Raw genomic sequence first — 22,065 nt, forward strand, 5'->3', positions numbered from 1 at the left:
TTTCAAAATCGGGCGTTACAGATCCGTACATCGTGGACATAACCTGGGTCACTGGGTATTGGTACTGCCTGCCTGTGAGGGCACATCGCCAAGCCACCGCATGAATTCGCCTACGTGCTGCGCCCAGAGGTCGGGACGCGTCATGGTGAAATGTCCCGGCGACGATGACGTGCCCTTCTGCACCGCGTACCTGCCTTGCTGAAGCGTCGGAACAAGTCTCTCGAGGACCTGTAGCGTGTCGGGATTGAACTCGTCGTCGAAAAAATTCAGGGCGAAGAGTTTGGCCTTGATCCTGGGAAGCGCTGGCTCGGGATCGTAGCTGAATGACGACTTGAGTGAATACAGGATGTCGTTCGGATCGACGTGTTCGGCCTGAAAGCGGGCGGTCGCGAGGAACTTGTCCGCCGCCGCGCCGTCGGGAATTTCCTGCTGCAGCGCAGGCGCGCTGTCGATCATCATCCGCAGTACCCTGAAACCGTCGATCCAGCCGCGCGGCGTTTGCGTGTAGTCCCCGTTCTTCCAGTCAGGATCGGAGCGGATCGCGTCGATCACCATACGCCGCCAGAGCAAATTGCGGCCCGAGACTGTAATCGGCAGCGAGACCACCGGCATCGCGCCGTCCATCATGTCGGGATACGTCTCGGCCCATTGCCATGCGTTCATGCCACCCATCGACATACCCAGAATCGCATGCAGATGGCCGATGCCCAATGTTTCGGTCACCAGCTTGTGCTGGAGATCGACGATATCGCCGTAATCATAGTTCGGAAACTTCGCCTTCAGTCCGTCGCTAGGTTTGCTCGACTGGCCGTGGCCTACGTTGTCGGGAAAGATCAGATAGTAGCGGTTCGCGTCGAGCGGACGGCCCGGGTCGAACAGCGCCTTCGTGTAGGTGGGACTCAGCAGCGTGCGGCTGTCCGCACCCGTCCAGTGCAAGACCAGGACGGCGTTATCGACGACCCCCTGCACATTGCGATGCGGCGTGCCGAGCGTTGCGTAGTGAAGCCTCAACCGGGCCAGCGTCTCGCCGTCCCGGAATGTGTAATTGTCGAACCAGACATCGGCCTGAACAGCCGCCGGATTCACGCGCTGGTCCCACGGCGCAGCTGCATTGGCGGATGCGGCGGACGGTGCATTGGATTGGGCCGATGCGATACCCGCGAACATGGGGCCGAACGCCAGCAAGCCAAACAGCGCGCTGGCTGCGGCACGGGTACAACGAGACTTCATGATGATTTCCTTGCTTGGGTAGGGAAGGCGTGTGCGCCTCGATTCGGCTCATGCCATTACAGCAGCGTGCTTACCTGGCGTTGGACAGACCTGGACGGCGACGCAGCAGGTCGAACGCCATGATGTGGCTCGCCCCCGAAATTCCGACGCCGTAGAACGGGATCAAGGCCATCGGCAGCGTCTGGATGCCGGACATGCGGGGATCGTTAAGCAGGAAGTAGGTCAACCCGGTACCAACTGCCACGACGAAATCGGCAAACCCGAACAGGTGGAACAGCAGATACCGGTTGCGCGTTTTCGGCAGCAGCGTGACGCCGAGCGCCAGCAATCCTGCGATGAGGTCGCCCCATCCCGCGTTCCGCACGAAGGCCTCCGGCAGGAGGTCATGCGCGCCGTACCAGAAGAACACCAGCGCGGCCGCGATGCGCCAGATGTGGAATGCTGTCAGCGTCCGCAACCCGATGGCCTCGATGTATGCGCGAAACCTTCTGGACAGTGCGTATACGACGACCGGCGCCGCGATTCCCAAAGCGATGAGGCCCGCGAGCGACAGCGGGTAGACGGCACGGTAGACACCCGCTTCGGCAGCGGCGGCAACAGCCAGTCCCCAGACGATCAGCACCCCCAGCAAAACGCGCGGCCCGCTGCTTTTTCCGATTTCAACTACCTGATTCATCGTCAATACCCATTAGTTAAACTAAATTGTTGGTCCGCTTGCGGCACCTTCTGGAGGCGATGTCGGAGCGTTACAGTTCGCCCTTTCTACCGTCTTCGGATAGTTTCAGAAGCGGCGTCGACCTGAACAGGTTTTCCGGTTGCATACGCTCCCAGAGGCTTCCCTTACCTTGCTGCCGGCCGCGCTCGTCTTCACGCCGGAGCCACTGTTCGACGGTCCGGATGCGGTTCGGATGGATTTCATCGAGCAGCGCGTAGTCACGCTGGATCACGCCGTGTTTCCAGATGTTCCAGAACCCGGTGAAATTGTCTCGGAAGCTCATCGTGCTCTTGTCGTTCGGATCCGCGTTGTATCCGGCAGGCAGGCTCGCGGCCATCTTGAGTGGGCCGTTCCAGTACGTGTCCAGATCCGTGTCGATATAGCGCGCCGGATGCCCGGTCACCTGCTCGAACGCCTCGGCCAGTTTGTGGTACTCGACCTGCTCGATCGCAACTTCGAGATCCATGCCGTTCGAGCGCTCGGGATGGTCGAACAGCCAGCGTGCGTAGTAGCCGCAATCGTCCAATGCGACGTGGGGCACAGAGCCGTTGCCGAGTGGCACGCGCCAGGTTAGCACGCCGTCCTCCATCATCGGCATCATTGGCGTCATGGCCGAAATCGCCATCTCCATGTACGGCCCGGTGGTGAATACGGCCGCGCCCATGCGGTCCCGGTTCGTCTGGTTCTGGAACAGGATCCATTCGCCTACGCGACCTTTGCCGTCATAGTGGCCTGCGCGGAAGCGGGAGTCGTAGCCGGCTTTCTTGAGTGCGTAGTCGAGGTTGCCGTACACGAAGAACTTGATGCCTTCTTCCAGCGCGATTTCGTAGCAACGAATCGCCCAATAGATCTCCGTTTTCTCGCCGGTGTTGAATCCGTCGAGATTGATGTATGCCCCATCACAACCACGGAAGCCTTCCCGAAGGACGGCTTCGTCGGCGAATGTGCCTTTCAGGATTGATACGTTGCCGAGTGCGAGCAACGCCTTGGCCCGCCGGGAATCTGGGTCCCTGCTCAAAGCCCGGACAGAATATTTGCCATCGGCAACGAGTGCGCTGATGACGGGCAGGCCCTGCGCGCCAGTGCCGCCAACGACGAAAATCCGGGACGCGGCGTGAGAAGTCATGGTTGTTTCCTCAAGTTTAGTTGAACGGGCATCCGGACCAGCAGCGTCCATCACTGGGCAGGCCACTAACTCTTATAATAAGAGTTAGTGGCCTGCCCGGCAAGTATTTTCCAGTTCCCGGAACAAGGACGAGCCCGTGGCGCCTCGTGGAATGGTTCTGCGTGGCCATTGCCACTCTTATAATGAGATTTACCCGGCGACAATCGTCGGACTATCAGGGACACAGCACATGCGTTCGAAGGGTTTTGACGGAATGGTCTGCTCGATCGCCGGCGCCATGGCGGCGATCGGTGACCGGTGGGGTTTGCTGATCCTGCGCGATCTCGTCCTCGGCCTCAGTCGATATGATGAGTTTCGCCAGTCGTCGGGCATCACCAACGCGACGCTCAGCGATCGACTCAAGCATCTGGAGGCCAATGGCCTCGTCGAGCGCAGACGCTATCAGGTAAATCCGGATCGATTTGAATATCGGTTGACCAGAAAGGGTTGGCAGATCGCTCCAGTGATGCCGGTGCTCGCCGAGATAGGGGACAACCTGGGCGTTTCCGGAGCGTCGGCGCCGCCGATGAAGTTCGTGAATCGGAATACCGGGGCTGAGGTGCGGTGGAGCTTTATCGATCAAGAGACAGGTGAGCAGCTCAGCGCCGCAGACGTGGCTATCACGGAAGGGCCCGGCGCAGACGATCTGCTCCGCTGGCGCTTGTCGCAAGGTGAGCACCGCCACCAGAAAGCATGAGGACAACCAGATCTCTCGCGATACACGCAGCTCCTATCGACGGCCCTTCGCCTGAGTGCATGAAGCTCCGAGCGGAGAGACTAGCCGGCTCAAAGGCAGTTACGCCCTCGGGACCGGCCGTTACGACTGCGCGGGTCCGAATGGCGGCTCAGGGTCGACCAGGGAAGATTTTTTACTGTGTGAGCCCAAGGATCTTTGCCGGAATAGTAATCGCCCATATGCCATCCCGTTGACATTGCATCTTCCGCGTCACTTGGTAGTTTTGTTACTGAAATCCTCCGAATCTTGCCGTGTTTCGATCGGATAGAACTTTCTGCGTAACGGGACAACTACGCGGGAATGGCTACTCATCAGAGCCATTCCCGCGCAATGTATTTGATTCCTCGTTACTTGCCCGAATTCTCCGCTGCTTGCTCAATCAGCTTCGCCACTTCCTTCGGGTGAGAGATGTACGCCACATGGCTCGAATTAAGCTCGATGGTCTTGCTGCCGGCACGCTTCGTCATGAACCGTTCGAGGTCGGGATTGATGGCCCGGTCAGCGGTTGCGACAACTGCCCAGCTCGGCTTGGTTTTCCAGGCGGGTGTCGAGATGGGCGTTCCAAAGGACGCTGCTGCCGGCATAACCTGGGACACCGACATGAATTGTGCTTCAGCAGCCGGAACGTCTGCCGCAAAATCGGCGTGGAAGCTTGCCGGGTCCAGATATAGATAGCCATCAGGGGTCGCCTTGATTGCCTTGGAGGCTCCGGGCATTTTCCTGGCCAGATCCATTGCGCTTTCGCCCGCATCAGGCTGGAATGCGGCGACATAAACCAGTCCCGCAACCTTTGCATCGCTACCTGCTTCTGTGATCACAGCGCCACCGTAGCTGTGGCCAACAAGGATGCTCGGGCCGTCTTGTGCGTCGACGACTCGGCTTGTTGCCTTGACGTCGTCGGCGAAGGACGTTTCCGGTTCCTGAACGACGGTGACGTTATAGCCATCGCGCGTCAGGATCTTTGCGACCGCTTGCCAACCCGATCCATCCGCAAAGTAGCCATGAACGAGGACGACATTTCTGATCGGCGCTGCCATAGCAGCAGTTGACCCAAACACCGCGGCCGAAAGAGTGAGCGCGTTGGCAATACGGTTGAGGCGGGACTTCATTTTCATTTTTTATCTCTAGTTAATCAGGTTGGGTGAGGCTTGGGTTGCGATGCACTTATCCGCTGGTCGTCCCCGGCGCTTCAAGACTCTCAATGGCGTGTCGTACGCCGGCCCCGTATGCCGGGTCAGCCTTGCTGCAATTCTCGACATGCAGGTCTTTGATTGCCTGGGAAACGCCGTGCATCGCACGCGCCGTGTTCTCGAACAGAACCTGACGCTGCGCCTCCGACATCAGCCGAAACAGATCGCCCGGCTGTGAGAAATAATCGTCGTCGACACGGTGATTCCAACGGTCAGCCGCGCCCTCGATAGAAAGAGGAGGTTCGCTGAAGTCGGGCTGATCGACCCAGGCACCCTTTGTGTTGGGGTTATAAGACGTTGTCCCGCCGTGATTCCCATCGACGCGCATGACGCCGTCGCGGTGATAGCTGTTGTAGTGGCTGGCACCACGCGGCGCGTTGACAGGAATCTGGTGATGGTTGACGGAAAGACGGTATCGCTGTGCGTCACCGTAGGAAAACAGGCGGCCCTGCAGCATCTTGTCCGGTGAGAAGCTGATGCCGGGGACAACGTTTGCCGGATTGAAAGCCACCTGCTCGACGTCGGCAAACCAGTTCTCCGCATTGCGGTTGAGTTCGAAGTAGCCTACCTCGATCAGCGGATAGTCTTTCTTTGACCAGACCTTGGTCAGGTCGAACGGGTTCACCTTGTATGTCGACGCATCCTTCTCGGGCATGATCTGGAAATACAGGGTCCAGCGCGGAAACGTCCCCTTCTCGATGGACTCGTACAGGTCACGGTGATGGGTTTCGCGGTCGGAGCCAACCAGCTCTACCGCCTCCGCGTCGCTCATGTTCTCGATGCCTTGCTGCGTGCGCATATGAAACTTCACCCAGAAGCGCTCGCCGGCAGCGTTGATGAGACTGAAAGTGTGGCTGCCGAATCCGTGCATGTTTCTGAACGTGCGAGGAATGCCGCGGTCACTCATCACGATGGTGACCTGATGAAGCGCCTCCGGCAATTGCGTCCAGAAATCCCAGTTGCTCTCCGCGCTGCGGAGTCCCGTCCTCGGATCGCGCTTGATTGCGTGGTTGAGGTCCGGAAATTTCAGCGGGTCTCGCAAAAAGAAAACGGGCGTATTGTTCCCCACGAGATCCCAGTTACCTTCTTCGGTATAAAACTTCAGCGCGAAACCGCGGATGTCCCGCTCCGCATCCGCAGCGCCCCGCTCACCCGCAACCGTAGAGAACCGGGCAAACATCTCGGTCGATTTTCCGATGTTGGAAAAAATTTTTGCGCGAGTGTACTGAGTTACATCGTGTGTGACCGTGAACGTGCCAAATGCGCCCGAGCCCTTGGCATGCATACGACGCTCCGGAATCACCTCGCGGTCAAAGTGGGCCAGTTTCTCGAGAAACCACACATCCTGAAGTAGCGCCGGCCCCCGTGGTCCAGCCGTTTGCGTGTTCTGATTGTCAGGTACAGGGGCTCCAAACGCGGTCGTCAGTTTGCTCATTGCATTCTCCGTGGGGTATCGGTAAAGCTTGAAAGCGCAGCGCAGCGCACGCGCAAAACGGAAGCCGGCGCGTGGTTCGACCACATGTGCGCCGGGGTACTCCGTTGCGTGATGCCTACTCGGCCGCCGCCAGAATCGCCTCGCTCACTTTCTGTGGGTGAGAGAGCATGACAAGGTGACTGGAAACCACGGACACCTTCTGCGATTTCGCCCTGTCGGCCATTTTGTGTTGCAACGAAGGTTGAATCGCACCATCCTGTTCGGCGACTACATACCAGGACGGCTTCGATTTCCATGCGGGCTTGGATACAGTGTCCCCAAGCGCTTTTGCGGCCGTCGGGCCCTGGGTCACGAAGGCCAGCAACCGTTCATCTTCCGTCAAGTCCTGACCGAAGCTCTCATCAATGCCGGTTCGCGTGAGCTTGAGGAAGCCTTGTGAATCGGGCCGGATCTCTGCACCGAGTGGTGCCGGGTCCGCCCCGGCCCCGAGCGAGCCTGCTGACTCGCCTTCGTCCGGCGCGAAAGCCGCAACAAACACCAGGCTTTGCACGTGGCTATCATTGCCTGTAGCAGTCGCGACGACGCCACCGTAGGAGTGGCCGACCAGCACCGCCGGCCCCTCAATCAAAGCGAGCGCCCGATTGACTGCAGCGGCGTCGTCCTCGAGCGAGGTCAACGGCAATTGCACGGCGACGCTGGATAATCCGGCCGCCTGCAGTAGCGGAATGACTTTGGACCAGCACGCGGCGTTGGCCCATGCTCCATGGACGAGTACGGCGGTAACAGATTGACTCATGGTCGTTTCCTTAACGAATGCTGTTGAACATGCAGTTGAGAGAAGACGCGAATTACAAGCGGAAAAACAGGGGTATTTCTGAAGCAAACAACCAGGCAAGTATTGATGCCCTTGAGCGATTGGCCCAACCTGCCATTGAAATGTGAAATCCGGGACCTCGACGCATGCATATTCATCGTTTCTTCTCCAAACGCTGAAAGAACATCAAGGCATTGAACGGATGGTGATTCGGGCGCACAACACGCGCATGTCAAGCCATTGCTAGTGCGCACTTTGCTTGCTTCGCTTTTTCGGATCTGCGGCCGGACGATTGCAGCGCAGAGCTCGTCAGGCTGAGAGGACGCGCGGAGCACATTCTCCCGATATGTGCGATCCGCGTTAATGCTGTGTTCGATGTGTTCAAGCGCGAATGGCGGTCGGCGCTGTGTATCGCGTGTGCTGATATTTGTGCAACTGGTCTTGCGCTGGTCGAGACCTACCTTGAATCGCAACGTGCTCGAAGTGTAACGGAGCGCGCACGCTGTGCGATGCCTGTGCCGCTTGACTACATTCTTTATTCCGTTTCAAGAAAGTTTCGGGTCAGTCGCGCGGAAATTTGACATCGGCTATCATCACAATGCGTTGAGCGGCTGCACAACAAGACGATCGGTGCATCCCTGCCACGGGGATGATTCTTCTGACGGACACGCATGACCGGTACGACGATGAACAGAGCCCCCGTTCTAATTTCCACTGAGCGCGTGGCGCCTAACGCCAGACTAGCCTTCTGGCAAACCAACGTCGCAAATCTTTTGACTCATCTGGAATGTTCGAGCGCTGTCGATGAAGGCTTTTCCGGATCGATTACCGCTCATCTTTCGAGTCCAATCAACCTGATCGAAATCGTAGCGGCATCGCATACGATAGCTCGGATCAAGCCGAAAATCTCACAGATCGGAGAAGAGCAGGTATTCGTCTGCATACAGGTGACAGGAGAGGCCATCGTCGAACAGGACAACCGGCGCAATGTTCTTCGTCAAGGCGATATCACTTTTCTGGATACATCGAAGACTTTCCGCGCCGAGTTTCCCGAGGCAACATCCCAATTAGTTCTGCAGATTCCAAGAACGCTTGTGCGCAAGCAGGTGGGCGCCATCGAACACCTCACGGCGACCATCGTCACGACAGATAATCCGCTGTGCAATATGACAAGGGATTTTGTCAACTCGCTGGCCCAGAACTTCGAGAGCTTCAGTGCGGATATCGCGCAACGCCTAACCGCACAGGCGATAGACATGGCCATGATGGCATTCATGTCGCGACCGGAGGACAAATCTACAGCAGCGCCGACGAACACGGTGACGAGAGCTATGCTCGCCTATCGTGGTCGCGCTTTTATCGAAACGAATTTGCGAAATCATTCGTTGGCGCCCGCCGACGTTGCTGAGCATCTGGGAATCTCGAAGCGCTACCTGAGTTCGGTATTCGCCAGTGACGGCCAGTCGGTTGAACGGTACATCTGGGAGCGAAGACTGGCCAGGTGTGCTCGCGATCTCGAAGACCCGGGACAGGTAAATCGCGCCATTGGCGATATAGCCTCCTCATGGGGTTTCAACAATCTCACGCATTTCAGTCAATCATTCAAAATGGCCTTCGGCAAAACGCCCCGTGAGTTTCGGAAGGGTTGATAGCGACGTTTTTCCTTCATCTTGGATGCGAGCAGCCCGACAAGCAATCGGCCAAGACTAGCCTTACTCACCCAACTCAGCCAGCTTGCGCCTCGAGCAGCCGCATCCGACGGTCTGCATCCCATATTTGCGTCCAGGCTTGAGGTTCTGCAGTGCGAGGGCTCGTTGCGTTTCGCGCGACGAAGGTACATCGGCGTGCCTACATCTCTTCCCGGTGCGCCAAATCGTCATTCTCGGACCTGTCGATAGGCAGCGCGAAAGCTTCTACGCGTTGCATACGGGTCTTATTGATCAAAAGCCGTGTGACATCGGGGCGAGAGTAGTGGCCGGCAGGATCGGCGGCGTTCTTGGCCATGACAATGGTGGCAAGATCAATGTCCGCGTACAGGATACCTTCACTGTCCTCTGGCAGCTTCGGAACTAGCGCGCTTCCGTCAGGCCCGTAGATGACAGCATGGCCACCACCAACGTGGTTCAACTCATGCTTTTCGGGTGTATCGCACAACTCGTCAATCATCGCTTTGGACACGACCGCGCAAGGTGCCAGCACAAAGCACGACCCCTCCACTGCATAGATTCTGCTTGCGGCATTGTTGACTTCGCTTCCGAGCGCCGGGGCAAATGGCTCATAGTTAGAAAAGCTTGGCCACGCTGCGACGTGCACCTGCTCATTCTGCGCATACATTGCGTATTTTGACAGTGGCTGCAAATGCTCCCAGCAGCACAACGCGCCGATCCTTCCCAGACCCTCAACCTGATGCACTGCCAGATCCGAACCATCGCCCTCGCCGAACACGGCGCGCTCGACGTGAGTGGGGCGCAGCTTGCGGCGGGCAGCGATGGTCCTGCCGTCGGCGCCGATAATCCACTGCCCCATATAAAGGCTACTGCCACTTCGCTCAGAAACGCCGATGACCGCGGTGATCCCGGCCTGCCGGACAGCGGTGCTGAGCCGCAATGCCTCTGGGCTGTCGTAGTCCAGCGAGTTGTCGAAGTACCGCTGTACGAAGCCCCGACTTACCTGCCACGCATGCGCGCCCATCCAGATATGCCATGGATAGCCAGGTAACCAGGTTTCCGGGAAGGAGATCAGCCTGGCGCCGTTGCCGGCGGCCTCGTTGATCAGCTCAATGGTCTTGTCGATGCCGGCGTCAAGATCGAGCCAGACTGGAGCAGCCTGAACAACAGCGACTTTATATTTCGGATGAACGAGAGGCATGGCAATCCATTCCTGATTAGCGAAGCGGAACCGACTTCAATTAATTCATGGGAGAAACGCGCCTGAACCGCGCGCCATGCTTTATTTAACCGGCTCAGCTAGTTTGGGCTCAGAGCAGGCACACCCGACGGTCTGCATCCCGTATTTGCGTCCAGGCTTCAGGTTCCGCAGTGAGAGAGCGTGCCGGCGCACTTCTTTGGCGGCCAGCGGACCACCGTGACCCATGTGAAAGCGTTGCATGCCGGCCTCCACCATACCCATCAATTCACCACTGACAGCCTGCGGGTCATCCTCGAACGGCGGGCGCATGGCGTGCCCCTTACGTATCAATCCGCCTAGAAAGACACCCGAGGCGATGAGGTCGCCGACTAACGCATCTCCGCTGCCCAGTTCAACTGACACGGAGCCGGCTGTGTGGCCTGGCGTGTGCCTAGCCACGCCTTCGATTCCGTAACCGCTTAGATCGATGGTGGCGCCGTCCTGAAGCAGGATGTCCGGTGTGAACGGCAAGTATGGCTCGCCGGGCAGGCCGGAGCGTAAAAAGAGCGGCCCCCACCAATGCGTAACGCAATACGTCATTTCCTTGCGCCGCTCGTAGTAGTCCAGATCTCCGGCATGAGCAAGGATTGGCGCGCCCGTCAGTTCGCGCAGTCGCGCAGCCGAACCGGCATGATCCGTGTGCGCGTGAGTGACCACGATCAAGGTGACATCGCGAAAGCTTCGACCGTGCTTCTTCAGGACGCGCTCAATCTTGTTCTCTGAGCCCGGCGTGCCGGTGTCCACGAGGACGCAGCCCTTTGCACCGATGATGAGGTGGGAGTGGACCATGCCGAACGGCAGGATCGGAACCGTAATGATGGTAGGCTTATTCATGATGTGCTTCCTGTCGGTTGTTCATGGCGTCGTTCCCCCTGTACCCTTCAGTTCAACCCAAGCGGATTAGAGATCAGCAGCCTCCACCCGCCGTCGAGGCCCTTTTCCATGACCTGCGTGGCGGTGCCGCGCTCCTCGTGCTCCTTGCCGTCCGGTAGCGTCACGTTCAAGGTCCAGTCGAGCAGGACGAGCGCTATGTTGCTGCTGGTCAACACTCGACGCACCTCGTTGTGAAGGCGCGGGCGCAGTGTCAGTAGCCGAGCCAGGCCGTTGCGCAAATCGGCGGGGCTTTCTTGCGCCACCTTGCCGTCCGTCATCCGCATCGTGGCTTTATTGCTAAACATACCGAGCAGGGAATCAAGATCGCCGGCGTTGAGCGCCGCGTCGAAAGCGATGGGGACCTGCTCGGGCGTGCTGCACACGGCGGACCTGTTTTCGATCGCAGCGACGAAGCGCGCAATAACCCGCGCCACCTCGATCGGCGCCTCTAACGGCGACAAGTGTCCAATTCCAGGCAGGATATGCATTGCCGCGTGCGGAATACGAGGCATCAATTCCGCCTGCAGCGTTGCGACGCGATCCACCTGGTCAAGCTCACCTGAGATGATGATGGTCGGCGCATCGATTGATGCCACCGCCGCAGTAATGTCTTCCCGCATGGCCACGTTTGGCCAGGCCGCCCTGGCCTGCGGTGCGCCCTTCAAGCTGTCCTCGATGACCTGCTCCCGACGAGCAGCGTCAAGCGATTTTCCGGTGAGGACGTGATCGATAACAAATTCGACCGATTCACGCGACTGATACGCGCCGGTCAACGTCGCGCGTTGCTCGTCCGGCAGCAGCATCGGCGACGGAGGCGACGGCGCGACAAGCACAAGGCCTTCGAGCCCGCGTGGCCGGCGCGATGCGACGAGTTGTGCGACCTTGCCGCCCATCGAATGACCGACCAGAACATAGCGCTGCAGACCTAGCGCCTCGATGACGCCTTCGGCATCGGCGGCAAGATCGGCGATGCGGTAGCCGTCGGCGGGCGCCTCGGAATCGCCCCAGCCGCGGTGATCGGTGGCAACAATTCGATACTGGTCGGACAATTCGCTTGCTACCCTGTCCCACGTACGCGACGAGCCCCCGTAGTAGTGCAGGAACACCAGCGCCAGCTCGCCGCTGCCTCGCTGCTTGACGTGAATCCGCGTACCGTTTGAGTCGATGTCCATTTCCGTGCCACCTGCCGGTTGGTTAGTGGCTCAATGGTAGATTCATGTCGCCAGTTTGATAATTGCCGGATTGGTGTATTCAGTCGATAATGGGACTATCGAATTGGAGTACATAAAATGGATCGACTGACGAGCCTTGGCGTATTCGTCGCGGCTGTCGAGGAAGGCAGCTTTGCTGCTGCGGCGCGCCGCTTCGGGCTATCGCCAGCGATGGCCGGCAAGCATGTCAGCGCAATCGAAGCCGATCTGAATGCGCGACTCCTGCAGCGCACTACGCGGCGGTTGAGTCTGACCGATGCCGGCCAGACTTACTATGAGCGCTGTAAGCGGATCCTTGAAGCGTTCGACGAGGCGAATCGGGAAGCGGGCGATTCGCAAGGCACGGCGCATGGCGTACTGCGCGTCGCTGCGCCGGTCACCTTTGGCGCCATGCACCTGGGCGACGTTGTTGCCCGCTATCTGGAGGACCATCCGCACGTCAACGTGGAAGTGCTGCTCGGAGACCGCTATGTCGATCTCATGGATGCGGGCGTTGACGTGGCAATCCGGATAGGACGGTTGACGGACCCACGACTGGTGACGCGCAGGCTGGCGCCCTGCCGAATGGTCGTATGTGCGTCTCCCGCGTATCTCGAGCGCCACGGAGCGCCGCGCAAACCCGAAGACTTACGACTCGCGCAGCGGCTTGCCTTCAGCGAAGCCGTGTCGTCTGGCGACTGGACATTGCTCGATGCGAGAAACCGCGCGCACGTGATCGACGGACCATGCCGGATGACAGCCAACAATACGCAGATGCTTCTTGCCGCCGCGCTCTCGGGGGCCGGTATTACGTACGGTCCGACCTTCGTATTCGGCGAGCATCTACGGCGGGGCGAACTTGTGGCACTGCTGCCGGGTTACCGCGCGGCTGATCTGGCGATTCACGCGGTTTATCCGAGCGCGCAGCGCATACCGCTCAAAGTGCGCCGGTTCGTCGATTATCTTGCCGGGACGTTTGGCGATGAACCGCCGTGGGATCGGAACGCAAGGCTATAAAAGAGCGGCTGCATCCGTCATTCAATGTCGGGCTCGAACAGACGAACCAGATCGCCCCGGCTCAGCGGTTCTTGCTTCCCGGCCTCGCGCTGCCATTTGCATCTTCATCGGAAGGGTCATCGACTGGCCGCTTCTCTTCGAAAATCGGAACACGGGGCTGCCGAACCTCGACCGACCGCTCAGGGTCGACCACGATCCGATGCAAATCGATCTCTGGCACGCGGTATATGCAGCTGGCGTGGGATCGTGATCGGCCAGCTTGAGACGTTCGACAAGCGACGAAAATTGTCAACGATCGGTGTTCATCCCCTCAACATTACTCATGGAAATATTACCTCTGCCTAACAGGTGCGGCAGGATCTTTAGATAACTCTCTACGTCTTCACTCGAACTCACGCAAACTTTCGTGCAATATTTCGACCCGCTGTAAATGGTTGCTGCCCCCTTCGAGCAGGCGCTCGGCAACCAGTGAGCAGATCAGATTGACGGCCGCCGTCATGCCAACGTTGCTGTCAAACAGCATCAGGCCATCCGTGTGGCAACGGATTACCCAGCGCGCCAATCGCGCCGGCTTCCCTGCAATGACATCCGACATATACACAATCGGCACGCCGGCCTCAGCGAGTGAAACTGCGGCAAGACCGACCGCCGGCACACGGCGCCGTAAGCCGACGATGATCGCGACATCCTTCGCGGTCAGGTCGCCGAGATATTCGCCCATGGTGTCGCCCGGCGCAGGCAACAACATGACGTCGGAGCGCACCTGAATCAGTTCGCGCCTGATCATCGTGGCTACTGTATGACTATGCCGATACCCGATGATCACCACGCGCCTCGCGTGTGCAACTGCCTCGACCACCTCACTCAGCACGCGCGTGTCGAGCGACCGGTACGTATTTGCCAGGTTCTCGACCTCATGCTGCAAATGCGCCTGAATCACGTCGTCGAGTTTCGTACTCGCATTCTTGCGACCCCGATTCTGTAGATACAAGGGTGAACCGCCGACCTGTGCCGCGCGCGCAATCGCACGCACGTCGTCATAAGACGTATATCCGAGCTTCTGAAAAAAACGTGTCGCAGTCGCTTTCGACACCTCCGCGGTCGCCGCCAGTTCCGTAGCAGTTTGCATCGCCAGTTGCCCCGGAGCGCTGAGAATGACATCGGCCAACCGTTGATCGATCTCGGACAGTTCGTCATAGCATTCGGCGATGCGACTCTCGATCGACTGCGGTGCGCGCTTTTGCTGTTTCGTTTGAGGTTTTGACATTTCGATGCTTGTGAGTAAGTGGAGCGCCCGCCGTGGTGCAGCGTCGGCACCGCGAACGTGCATCGCTATTTTCTTGCACGCAGCGGGTGCGGTCAGTCGTCATCCTGCGATGACGTCACTATAAATCGTACCGTGGATCGCGAAATTTTTGTTTCTCTAAAGTCCTTGTAGAAACATGTGTTTTCATCGGTTGCTTCGTGAAACCTAAGTTTCACGCATAGGTTGGCACGGATCATGCCTTCAGACGGGTTCGTCCACCTCTCTACGTGAGTTCCCTGATGTCAAAACGCCGCCTGTCCAGCATCGTCCTCGCCGCGTTATTTCCGTGCGGCGCGTTGGTCCACTCGGTAGCCGCAAATGCCGATACACTCGACGACATCAAGAGTCGCGGCACGATGACCGTCGCGATCGATCCGACCTTTGCGCCGTATGAATACACCGACGCCAGCAACAACATTGTTGGCTTCGATCCGGCCGTCATGGCTGCGGTCGCGAAGCGTCTAGGAGTAAAGATCGAGTATCAGCGCATGGCATTCAGCGGAATCATCCCGGGCCTGCTCGCGCATTCGTTCGATGTCGAAGGTTCTGCGCTGAACGTAACCGCCGAACGTGCAAAGCGTCTCGCTTACATAGTGCCGACCAGCAAGACCGTGAATGGCGCTCTGGTGCGCGCCGATTTCAAAAAAATTCCGCAGCAGGCCACCATCGAGTCTCTCGCCGGACTGACGGCTGCGGTCAAGAGCGCGAGCGCGCCCGAGCAGATCCTCAAGCAGTTCAACGAGACGCTGAAAGCCAAAGGTCTTGCGCCGATCCAGCTGATCAGCGTGGATAGCGTCGATCAGACAGTGGCTGCATTGATGACGCGTCGCGCCGATTTCGTGTTCGACGATATGACCGTGCTCGCGGGCGTTATCAAACAGAATCCGGGCAAGCTGAAATCGACTGGTGAGCTCGGACCTTCGCAATGGATTGCCTGGGCGACTCGCCCGGACGATATACGTCTGAACAAGGCGATCAGCGACCAGATCCTCGCCATGAAAAAGTCCGGCGAACTCGCTCGCCTGCAAAAGGCCAGCCTGGGCGTGAGCTTCGATACACCGACGTCCGATTTCATCCCCGCGCAGTAAACAAAGCAGACCGAATCACATGACAGACCCAGTACAGACTCTCACCGTCAAGGCAGGACATGGACGTACCTTCGAAGTGAAGGCGGGCCAACGATTGACCATCATGGACGTCGAGGGGCAGCAGGCCGCCGACTTTGTCGCGGTGCTCAAGTCGAACCATGGCGAGAAGCTGTCGCCGACGCATACGCGCCGCCAGCTTCGGACGCTGTTTTTCAACGTCGGCGACGCGCTGTATTCATCGCTGGGGCGCCCGTTGTTGCGGGTAGTCGAAGACACCGTCGGCATTCACGATGCCAACGTGCCCGCCTGCGACGACACGCGTTTCACGGTCGATTTCAACGTGACCGGGCATCGCAACTGCCTCGACAACATGCACGCGGGTCTGGCTCTGTACGGGCTGTCGCCGTTCGATGTACCGGAGCCGTTCAACCTGTTTCAGAACGGCCCGGTCACGCGGGATTGCCGAATGCAGGTCACCGATCCGACCAGCAAGCCGGGCGACTACATCACGTTCGACGTGCTCGAAGACCTGGTGTGTGCCGTGTCTTCGTGTCCACAGGACATCATTCCCGGCAACGGCCTGAAGGTTACCGACATCGCCATTTCCATCCTGCCCGCGACGCCTGTCGCCGCCTGAACGGACTCAACATGCTGCTTCTCAAAGAACCGCCTTCGCGCGCACCGCTGCCCCCGCGAACCGTCGCCGTGCCTGCGGGCGAATCGCGCGCGATCGACGTCAAGGCAGGCCAGATCCTGCGTATCGAGGCGAAAGAACCGGGCGCGGTCGCGTCGATGTTCGGCTTCAGCCGGATCAACGACGATGTGTACATGTCGGTTCATCACACACGCGTGTTCAGCAATTCGTACGTTCTGCAGGCGGGCATGCGGATCGTCAGCAATCGCCGCCGCGCGCTGATGGTGCTCGGTAAGGATTCGAACGGCAAACACGATCTGCTGCTCCCGGCATCGACAACCGTGTATCTCGCGGACCAAGGCTACGCGGGACAGACCGGCTGCGTCGAATCGGTCGGCGCGGTGATTCAATCGCTGGGCCTGAAGCCGCCCAAAATGCCCGACCCGATCAACCTTTTCATGCACGTGGCGTTGCATCAGGATGGCCGCATCGAACCGCTGCCCAACGTCACGCGAGCCGGCGATTTCGTCGCGTGCCGGGTGGTGACGGACATGGTGTTCATCGTATCGGCGTGCTGCACCGGCATTGCGGGCAACGACGTGCCAGGCGCGCTCGAACTGTCGGCGGTCGAAGACCTCGACCAACTCTGATTCCGGGAACCAGCCGTGATGGGCTTTGACCCGCAAGTGATCCACAGCCTGCCGACACTCATCGACGGCTGGTTGCTGACCGTGGAACTGACGCTGTTCGGCGCAACCGGCAGTCTCGTGTTTGGCCATCTCGCGCTCGCGATGCAACTGACACGCGTTGCGCCGTTGCGCTGGGCCGCGCGACTCTATATCAGCTTCATGCGCGGCACACCCGCCCTCGTGCAACTGTTCGTGCTGTTCTTCGCGTTGCCGCTGATCGGGCTGGGCGGCCGTCCGATGCTGGCAGCCGCGCTCACGCTCGGCCTGAACAGCGGCGCCTACACAGCGGAAATCGTGCGAGGCAATCTGCGGGTGATCACTCCTGGCCAGTACGAAGCCGCGACTGCGCTCGGTATGGCGCCGTGGCGCATCGCGTTGAGGATCGCGCTGCCGCAGATGCTGAAGGCCAGCCTGCCCGCACTCATCAACGAATTTACGATCCTGTTGAAAACCACGCCGCTCGCGTCGGTCGTCGCCGTTACCGAACTGACGTACGCGGGACAGATGGTGATCGCGCGAACCTACACGTCGACGCAAGTGATGCTGCTGGTCAGCGTCGGCTATCTGGCGGTCGCGTTGCCGGTTATCTATGCCGCGCGGCGCGCACAGCGTTCGCCGCGCGCGCCAGGCGTCGAGCAGGTCGCGACGGGAGTTGCGCGATGACCTTCGATCTCAGCGTTCTGTCCGGCTACTGGCCGGAGCTTGCAGCAGGACTCGGCAGCACGGGCTGGTTGTGTGCGGCCGGCGCAGGAATGTCGGGCGTGCTTGGCGTGCTGCTGACGGTCGGCCAGCGACGCGGCGGTCCGTGGCTGGCTGCGGTGATTCGCGGCTACACGGCATTGACGCTCGGCTTGCCGCTGCTCGTGTTGCTGTATGTCATGTTCTTCGTACTGCCGGATTTCGGCGTGCTGCTGCCCGCGCCGCTGGTCGGCACGGTCACGCTCGCGGTCTATTACGGCCCGTACGTCGCAGAAGTGATTCAGGCTGCTGTTGCCGCCGTGCCCGCTGGAACCGTCGAAGCGGGAGTCGCGATCGGCATGTCGCCGGTCGCGATCGCGCGCCGCATCATCGCGCCGCAAGCGCTGCCGCTGCTGCTGCCCACGCTGACGGGTCTGCTGATCGGTCTCGTCAAAGATTCCGCGTTGCTATCGGTGATCTCTGTGCACGAATTCATGTTCGCCGCGAAGGCCGTCGTGTCCGACACGTACGCGCCGCTCGAAGTCTATTTCGTCGTCGCGATGGCCTACTGGGCCGCGACGTCCGTCATCCACTTTTCGACCCGTCATTGGGAGCGCCGCCTCGGCCGCGACCATCGGGTCGCCCAGCCCCGGTGATCAGCATGAACCTATCCGACAGCACGCCGCCCGTAGCGTTGAAGGCGAGCGGCATAGTCAAGTGGTTCGGCGCGAACCGCATCCTCGACGGCGTCGATCTGACCGTAGCGCGCGGCGAAACGGTCTGCGTACTTGGTCCGTCGGGCTCCGGAAAATCGACGCTGTTGCGCTGCCTGAACTGGCTTTCGCCGCCCGACGAAGGCGCCATCTGGATCGGCGACCAGCGGATCGGCTTGCGCGAGAACCCGAACGGCGCGACGAGCCCGCGGCCTGAGCGCGAGATACGGGCGCAGCGCAGCCGCATCGGCATGGTGTTTCAGAGTTTCAATCTGTGGCCGCATATGACGGTGCTCGAAAACGTGATGGAAGGGCTGCTGTCGGTCAAACGGATGAACCGTCTCGCCGCCGCTGACCTCGCCGTCGAAGCGCTGAGCCAGGTTGGGCTGGGCGGCAAGCACACGTCGATGCCCGCGAACCTCTCGGGCGGCCAACAGCAGCGTGTCGGCATTGCCCGCACCCTCGCGATGGCGCCGGAAGTCATCCTGTTCGACGAACCGACCAGCGCGCTCGATCCCGAATTGGTCGGCGAAGTGCTGACGGTGATGCGCGGACTCGCTGCGAACGATACGACGATGATTGTCGTCACGCATGAAATCGGCTTTGCGCGCGATGTCGCGGACCGCGTGGTCTTCATGGACGGCGGACGCATCGTCGAACAAGGTCCGCCCGCGCAGGTACTCGACACACCCTCGTCGCCACGACTCCAGCAATTTCTCTATCGCTTTACTCCGGAAAAATCACGCTCATGAGCTATACAGATCAACCTGCAGTAACCGTTCCCGCCGGCCACGGCAAAGCAGTCCGACTGAAAGCGGGCCAGGCCGTACGGGTCATCAATACCCATGGCACGCAAGTCGTAGACTGCTGGGCCTGGAACGCGTACGACCTGAACGAATACATGTGCATGGAGACCACGCGCGTCTGGAACCAGCGGCTCAATCCGGTGGTTGGAGACAGCTTCGTGACCAACCAGCGTAATCCGGTGCTGACCGTCGTGGAAGACACGACGCCCGGTGTCCATGACACCTTCATGGCGGCCTGCGATCGCAAACGCTATGAACTGCTGGGCGTGCGCGGCTACCACCGCAACTGTTGCGACAACATGTTCGAAGGTATGTTCGAACTCGGCATAACGCCGCCGCGCCAGAACCTCGCTTCGTTCAACATCTTCATGAATATCCGCGTGCAACCGGACGGTATCACGCTGCATACGTTGCCTACCGTGACAAAGCCTGGCGAGTACATCACGCTACGCGCCGAAATGGATTGCTTCGTTGCGTTTTCTGCGTGTCCGCAGGACATCGTCAAAATTCAGGGGCAAGCCGACAACACGCCGAAACCGGTTGACATCGCCGTGCTCGACGACTTCGTATCCGATCTGCAAGGCACGCAACCGTGGGTTCCGGACGCCTGAGCGTTCATCATTTCAACAATCTCAGATAGACGCTCACACACATGGCCATTCCCACTCTCGACCCGAACGCGCCGGCCTTTACGCGCACAGGCATCAATCTCGCGGACCCACGTCTCGGCGCGCAAGCTGTGCTTACCAGTGATGATTTTTTCGCGCCGATGGCTCGCATGCTCAATCCGGAGCCGGCCGTGTTCATACCCGGCAAATACGATGACAACGGCAAATGGATGGACGGCTGGGAATCGCGTCGCAAGCGCGTGACTGGCCACGATTTCTGTATCGTCAAGCTGGGCACGGCGGGCGAACTGATGGGCGTCGATATCGACACGAGCCATTTCACCGGCAACTTTCCTCCGGCGGCATCGATAGACGCGTGTCGCTCGGATGACGACATTCCGCCCGCCGATGCGCAATGGACCGAAGTGCTTCCCGCGATGGCGCTGAACGGAAACGCGCATCACTTTCGCGCAATCGAGGTGGCCGAGGGCGCAGTCTACACGCACGTACGCCTGAATATCTACCCGGACGGCGGTATCGCGCGATTGCGCGTGTTCGGCCGGCCGCGCCGCGAACTCGCGCCGGGCGCCGAACTCGATCTCGCGTCAGCGATGAACGGTGCGCGGATCGTTGCGGCGAACAACCAGCACTACGGCCTCGCGTCAAATCTGCTTTTGCCCACGCGTGCAGCCAACATGGGCGAAGGCTGGGAAACCCGTCGGCGTCGCGAACCGGGCTGTGACTGGTGCATCGTCGAACTCGCGGTGGCTGGCGAAATCAGCAGGATCGATGTCGACACCGCGCATTTCAAAGGCAATTTCGCGGACCGTTGCTCGCTTCAAGGCGCATTCGTTACGGCAGGCACCGACGAGTCGCTCATTACCCAATCGATGTTCTGGCCCGTGTTGCTCGACGAGCAGAAGCTGGAAATGGACTGCTTACGTTCGTTCTCGCCTGAACGGATAACGCGGGTTACCCATGTGCGCTTCAATATTCTGCCGGACGGAGGGGTGTCGCGAGTTCGTCTGATCGGGCGCGCACTGGTCTGATCCACAACGCCTGCCCGATTTGATCGTAAGAGGCGTTCCAGCTTCCAAGACTACACTTGTCATTGGAATTGTTTAAACAGGGCTAGTCGTCGCGGAGGATCCCGTTGCCACGCAACGTGCTGTTGCGTGGTTGACCACCCGACGTTGCTCTAGATGTAAGATTGCGACGAGGCGTAACCCTCGCTAGTTCCGCACGAACGTCTCTTATCGAGGAAGCTGTATGTCTCCTCAGGGTCGAGTACGGTCGATCACGTCAGTTCAAAGCGGACACTCGCAGCCGGTCGAAACACTCATGGATTAAACGACCGCTTTGGCCGACGAACCGCCGTCGACTGTCAGGCCCGTGCATTGACCAAACCCGCTACGCGTTAGTGCTAACCGTCAACCCTAAAGCAACTAGCCGCGTGCTCATTCGCGATCCCTGGCTTAGCGACAAGCCATCGCGTCCCGCCGATGTCTTATCCAATTGGCCAAACGCAAACACTTAGCCCGCCTGGTTGATCGCTGCTCCGTTGCCATGACTTATAATCATCAAGCCATCGGGAAACACCCGGCGGTCAGGTGTGGAAGCCTGTCCTCTGTACCCGCACCCCCGCTCAGGCGGGGCGTGCGTCTACCTCTGCACGTCTGTTGTTTTCTAATGGGCGGGCTGTGGTGGGGGAGCCGCAAGGCTCGCCGGTATGGTACAGAGCCGGTCTTCCAAACCCGCCACGTGCCCGCTCACCCCTTCCCCAAGCAAGCGAGTGTCGGGCGATCCAGGAAGTACCAGGGAGGTCGCACCATGAGCAGCAAACCCACAAAACAATCTCAACCCGCTTCACGCCCGCCTGTCGACGCGCTTCAGTACGAAAAGCTTGCGCTCTCCAGCTTCGATCTATGCAACCGGCAGTTGAGCCAGCTCAACACATTGATCACACTTGGGTCCTCAATATGTAGGAATCCTGCCATCACGAGTGACGAAAGACGACGTCAGCAGACCATGCTTGAATTGCTCGTCGATACAGCAGAGCAATATCAGCGGGAGCTGGAATGTGACCGTGAGCTGTATCAGGTGATCGCACTCGATGCGAAGGGCATCCCTCAAAGCCGCATCACCGCGAACCGTGCAATGCGCCTACTTGCCGAGGCATCACAGATAGCGACGAAGGAAACGCCAGCAGCCACGAAGCGCAGCCCGAGCAAACATACGTCAGCCAAGCCCACAACGAACGCATAAACAGAC

22 protein-coding genes are annotated in these 22,065 nt (G+C 59.4%); 12 read left to right on the forward strand and 10 right to left on the reverse strand.

All coding sequences use genetic code 11. The features are described 5' to 3' along the window. Positions 1 to 48: 48 nt before the first annotated feature. From HWX91_RS40885 to HWX91_RS24375, 3 genes are all read right to left on the reverse strand, one after another. Positions 49 to 1,230: an alpha/beta fold hydrolase gene (locus HWX91_RS40885; protein ID WP_042274178.1), complete on the reverse strand. Its 1,182-nt coding sequence runs from the start codon at positions 1,228 to 1,230 to the stop codon at positions 49 to 51. Positions 1,231 to 1,300: 70 nt separating this feature from the next. Then, a complete protein-coding gene (locus HWX91_RS24370; RefSeq protein WP_042274180.1) occupies positions 1,301 to 1,906 on the reverse strand; it encodes a hypothetical protein in 606 nt (201 codons plus the stop codon). Between the two features lie 70 nt (positions 1,907 to 1,976). Continuing rightward, positions 1,977 to 3,071 carry an NmrA family NAD(P)-binding protein gene (locus HWX91_RS24375; RefSeq protein WP_028195131.1) on the reverse strand — a complete coding sequence of 365 codons (1,095 nt, stop codon included), beginning with the start codon at positions 3,069 to 3,071 and terminating at the stop codon, positions 1,977 to 1,979. 229 nt (positions 3,072 to 3,300) lie between these two features. On the opposite strand from HWX91_RS24375, the gene HWX91_RS24380 reads away from it, so the two are divergent. Next, positions 3,301 to 3,807, forward strand: coding sequence for a winged helix-turn-helix transcriptional regulator (locus HWX91_RS24380; protein WP_028195132.1), 507 nt, complete (start codon positions 3,301 to 3,303; stop codon positions 3,805 to 3,807). Positions 3,808 to 4,193: 386 nt separating this feature from the next. On the opposite strand, the gene HWX91_RS24385 is transcribed toward HWX91_RS24380, so the two are convergent. The 3 genes from HWX91_RS24385 to HWX91_RS24395 all read right to left on the reverse strand — a co-directional run bounded on the left by HWX91_RS24385 (position 4,194) and on the right by HWX91_RS24395 (position 7,267). Then, positions 4,194 to 4,961 carry an alpha/beta hydrolase gene (locus tag HWX91_RS24385; protein WP_028195133.1) on the reverse strand — a complete coding sequence of 256 codons (768 nt, stop codon included), beginning with the start codon at positions 4,959 to 4,961 and terminating at the stop codon, positions 4,194 to 4,196. A gap of 49 nt (positions 4,962 to 5,010) precedes the next feature. Next, positions 5,011 to 6,471, reverse strand: coding sequence for a catalase (locus tag HWX91_RS24390; protein ID WP_028195134.1), 1,461 nt, complete (start codon positions 6,469 to 6,471; stop codon positions 5,011 to 5,013). Between the two features lie 115 nt (positions 6,472 to 6,586). Next, positions 6,587 to 7,267: an alpha/beta fold hydrolase gene (locus HWX91_RS24395; protein WP_028195135.1), complete on the reverse strand. Its 681-nt coding sequence runs from the start codon at positions 7,265 to 7,267 to the stop codon at positions 6,587 to 6,589. 689 nt (positions 7,268 to 7,956) lie between these two features. Between HWX91_RS24395 and HWX91_RS24400 the strand changes: the two genes are divergently transcribed. Beyond that, positions 7,957 to 8,934: an AraC-like ligand-binding domain-containing protein gene (locus tag HWX91_RS24400; RefSeq protein WP_028195136.1), complete on the forward strand. Its 978-nt coding sequence runs from the start codon at positions 7,957 to 7,959 to the stop codon at positions 8,932 to 8,934. A 199-nt stretch (positions 8,935 to 9,133) separates the two neighbouring features. On the opposite strand, the gene HWX91_RS24405 is transcribed toward HWX91_RS24400, so the two are convergent. From HWX91_RS24405 to HWX91_RS24415, 3 genes are all read right to left on the reverse strand, one after another. Continuing rightward, the gene (locus HWX91_RS24405; RefSeq protein WP_028195137.1) at positions 9,134 to 10,153 is read right to left on the reverse strand and encodes a carbon-nitrogen hydrolase family protein; all 1,020 of its coding nucleotides are present in this window, start codon (positions 10,151 to 10,153) and stop codon (positions 9,134 to 9,136) included. Positions 10,154 to 10,234: 81 nt separating this feature from the next. Further along, positions 10,235 to 11,026 carry an MBL fold metallo-hydrolase gene (locus HWX91_RS24410; protein WP_028195138.1) on the reverse strand — a complete coding sequence of 264 codons (792 nt, stop codon included), beginning with the start codon at positions 11,024 to 11,026 and terminating at the stop codon, positions 10,235 to 10,237. A 47-nt stretch (positions 11,027 to 11,073) separates the two neighbouring features. Beyond that, the gene (locus tag HWX91_RS24415; RefSeq protein WP_028195139.1) at positions 11,074 to 12,237 is read right to left on the reverse strand and encodes an alpha/beta fold hydrolase; all 1,164 of its coding nucleotides are present in this window, start codon (positions 12,235 to 12,237) and stop codon (positions 11,074 to 11,076) included. A 117-nt stretch (positions 12,238 to 12,354) separates the two neighbouring features. On the opposite strand from HWX91_RS24415, the gene HWX91_RS24420 reads away from it, so the two are divergent. Continuing rightward, a complete protein-coding gene (locus HWX91_RS24420; protein ID WP_028195140.1) occupies positions 12,355 to 13,272 on the forward strand; it encodes a LysR family transcriptional regulator in 918 nt (305 codons plus the stop codon). A 382-nt stretch (positions 13,273 to 13,654) separates the two neighbouring features. Here the strand turns inward: HWX91_RS24420 and HWX91_RS24425 are convergent, their stop codons facing one another. Next, positions 13,655 to 14,539, reverse strand: coding sequence for a MurR/RpiR family transcriptional regulator (locus HWX91_RS24425; protein ID WP_028195141.1), 885 nt, complete (start codon positions 14,537 to 14,539; stop codon positions 13,655 to 13,657). Between the two features lie 278 nt (positions 14,540 to 14,817). Here HWX91_RS24425 and HWX91_RS24430 point away from each other — a divergent pair, with 278 nt between their 5' ends. From HWX91_RS24430 to HWX91_RS24470, 9 genes are all read left to right on the forward strand, one after another. Beyond that, on the forward strand, positions 14,818 to 15,666 hold the full coding sequence (locus tag HWX91_RS24430; protein ID WP_028195142.1) for a transporter substrate-binding domain-containing protein: 849 nt from the start codon (positions 14,818 to 14,820) through the stop codon (positions 15,664 to 15,666). A gap of 19 nt (positions 15,667 to 15,685) precedes the next feature. Continuing rightward, positions 15,686 to 16,303 carry a DUF1989 domain-containing protein gene (locus HWX91_RS24435; protein ID WP_028195143.1) on the forward strand — a complete coding sequence of 206 codons (618 nt, stop codon included), beginning with the start codon at positions 15,686 to 15,688 and terminating at the stop codon, positions 16,301 to 16,303. An 11-nt stretch (positions 16,304 to 16,314) separates the two neighbouring features. Continuing rightward, positions 16,315 to 16,950 (forward strand): urea carboxylase-associated family protein, encoded by a 636-nt coding sequence (locus HWX91_RS24440; protein ID WP_028195144.1) that lies wholly within the window; start codon positions 16,315 to 16,317, stop codon positions 16,948 to 16,950. 18 nt (positions 16,951 to 16,968) lie between these two features. Then, entirely contained in the window at positions 16,969 to 17,652 is a 684-nt protein-coding gene (locus HWX91_RS24445; protein ID WP_030099716.1) for an amino acid ABC transporter permease, read from the forward strand. Continuing rightward, entirely contained in the window at positions 17,649 to 18,323 is a 675-nt protein-coding gene (locus HWX91_RS24450) for an amino acid ABC transporter permease (RefSeq protein ID WP_028195145.1), read from the forward strand. The genes HWX91_RS24445 and HWX91_RS24450 overlap by 4 nt, the downstream gene beginning before the upstream one ends. A gap of 5 nt (positions 18,324 to 18,328) precedes the next feature. Beyond that, positions 18,329 to 19,132, forward strand: coding sequence for an amino acid ABC transporter ATP-binding protein (locus tag HWX91_RS24455; protein ID WP_028195146.1), 804 nt, complete (start codon positions 18,329 to 18,331; stop codon positions 19,130 to 19,132). Next, positions 19,129 to 19,797 (forward strand): DUF1989 domain-containing protein, encoded by a 669-nt coding sequence (locus HWX91_RS24460; RefSeq protein ID WP_028195147.1) that lies wholly within the window; start codon positions 19,129 to 19,131, stop codon positions 19,795 to 19,797. Before HWX91_RS24455 ends, HWX91_RS24460 begins: the two co-directional genes overlap by 4 nt. A 41-nt stretch (positions 19,798 to 19,838) precedes the next feature. Further along, entirely contained in the window at positions 19,839 to 20,843 is a 1,005-nt protein-coding gene (gene alc / locus HWX91_RS24465; protein ID WP_028195148.1) for an allantoicase, read from the forward strand. A gap of 781 nt (positions 20,844 to 21,624) precedes the next feature. Then, positions 21,625 to 22,059: a hypothetical protein gene (locus HWX91_RS24470; protein WP_042274245.1), complete on the forward strand. Its 435-nt coding sequence runs from the start codon at positions 21,625 to 21,627 to the stop codon at positions 22,057 to 22,059. The last annotated feature ends 6 nt before the right edge of the window (positions 22,060 to 22,065 follow it).

It is taken from the genome of Paraburkholderia fungorum, from assembly GCF_902833645.1.
In the GTDB taxonomy this organism is placed as follows: Bacteria; Pseudomonadota; Gammaproteobacteria; order Burkholderiales; family Burkholderiaceae; genus Paraburkholderia; species Paraburkholderia fungorum.

What these genes read in the sequence shown, in the direction of transcription:
- HWX91_RS24420 (WP_028195140.1), top strand. Translation starts at nt 12,355, where the DNA reads ATGGATCGACTGACGAGCCTTGGCGTATTCGTCGCGGCTGTCGAGGAA.
- HWX91_RS24470 (WP_042274245.1), top strand. Translation starts at nt 21,625, where the DNA reads ATGAGCAGCAAACCCACAAAACAATCTCAACCCGCTTCACGCCCGCCT.
- HWX91_RS24370 (WP_042274180.1), bottom strand. Translation starts at nt 1,906, where the DNA reads ATGAATCAGGTAGTTGAAATCGGAAAAAGCAGCGGGCCGCGCGTTTTG.
- HWX91_RS24460 (WP_028195147.1), top strand. Translation starts at nt 19,129, where the DNA reads ATGAGCTATACAGATCAACCTGCAGTAACCGTTCCCGCCGGCCACGGC.
- HWX91_RS24375 (WP_028195131.1), bottom strand. Translation starts at nt 3,071, where the DNA reads ATGACTTCTCACGCCGCGTCCCGGATTTTCGTCGTTGGCGGCACTGGC.
- HWX91_RS24430 (WP_028195142.1), top strand. Translation starts at nt 14,818, where the DNA reads ATGTCAAAACGCCGCCTGTCCAGCATCGTCCTCGCCGCGTTATTTCCG.
- HWX91_RS24410 (WP_028195138.1), bottom strand. Translation starts at nt 11,026, where the DNA reads ATGAATAAGCCTACCATCATTACGGTTCCGATCCTGCCGTTCGGCATG.
- HWX91_RS24395 (WP_028195135.1), bottom strand. Translation starts at nt 7,267, where the DNA reads ATGAGTCAATCTGTTACCGCCGTACTCGTCCATGGAGCATGGGCCAAC.
- HWX91_RS24390 (WP_028195134.1), bottom strand. Translation starts at nt 6,471, where the DNA reads ATGAGCAAACTGACGACCGCGTTTGGAGCCCCTGTACCTGACAATCAG.
- HWX91_RS24415 (WP_028195139.1), bottom strand. Translation starts at nt 12,237, where the DNA reads ATGGACATCGACTCAAACGGTACGCGGATTCACGTCAAGCAGCGAGGC.
- HWX91_RS24450 (WP_028195145.1), top strand. Translation starts at nt 17,649, where the DNA reads ATGACCTTCGATCTCAGCGTTCTGTCCGGCTACTGGCCGGAGCTTGCA.
- HWX91_RS24440 (WP_028195144.1), top strand. Translation starts at nt 16,315, where the DNA reads ATGCTGCTTCTCAAAGAACCGCCTTCGCGCGCACCGCTGCCCCCGCGA.
- HWX91_RS24385 (WP_028195133.1), bottom strand. Translation starts at nt 4,961, where the DNA reads ATGAAAATGAAGTCCCGCCTCAACCGTATTGCCAACGCGCTCACTCTT.
- HWX91_RS24445 (WP_030099716.1), top strand. Translation starts at nt 16,969, where the DNA reads ATGGGCTTTGACCCGCAAGTGATCCACAGCCTGCCGACACTCATCGAC.
- HWX91_RS40885 (WP_042274178.1), bottom strand. Translation starts at nt 1,230, where the DNA reads ATGAAGTCTCGTTGTACCCGTGCCGCAGCCAGCGCGCTGTTTGGCTTG.
- HWX91_RS24435 (WP_028195143.1), top strand. Translation starts at nt 15,686, where the DNA reads ATGACAGACCCAGTACAGACTCTCACCGTCAAGGCAGGACATGGACGT.
- HWX91_RS24425 (WP_028195141.1), bottom strand. Translation starts at nt 14,539, where the DNA reads ATGTCAAAACCTCAAACGAAACAGCAAAAGCGCGCACCGCAGTCGATC.
- HWX91_RS24405 (WP_028195137.1), bottom strand. Translation starts at nt 10,153, where the DNA reads ATGCCTCTCGTTCATCCGAAATATAAAGTCGCTGTTGTTCAGGCTGCT.
- alc (WP_028195148.1), top strand. Translation starts at nt 19,839, where the DNA reads ATGGCCATTCCCACTCTCGACCCGAACGCGCCGGCCTTTACGCGCACA.
- HWX91_RS24455 (WP_028195146.1), top strand. Translation starts at nt 18,329, where the DNA reads ATGAACCTATCCGACAGCACGCCGCCCGTAGCGTTGAAGGCGAGCGGC.
- HWX91_RS24400 (WP_028195136.1), top strand. Translation starts at nt 7,957, where the DNA reads ATGACCGGTACGACGATGAACAGAGCCCCCGTTCTAATTTCCACTGAG.
- HWX91_RS24380 (WP_028195132.1), top strand. Translation starts at nt 3,301, where the DNA reads ATGCGTTCGAAGGGTTTTGACGGAATGGTCTGCTCGATCGCCGGCGCC.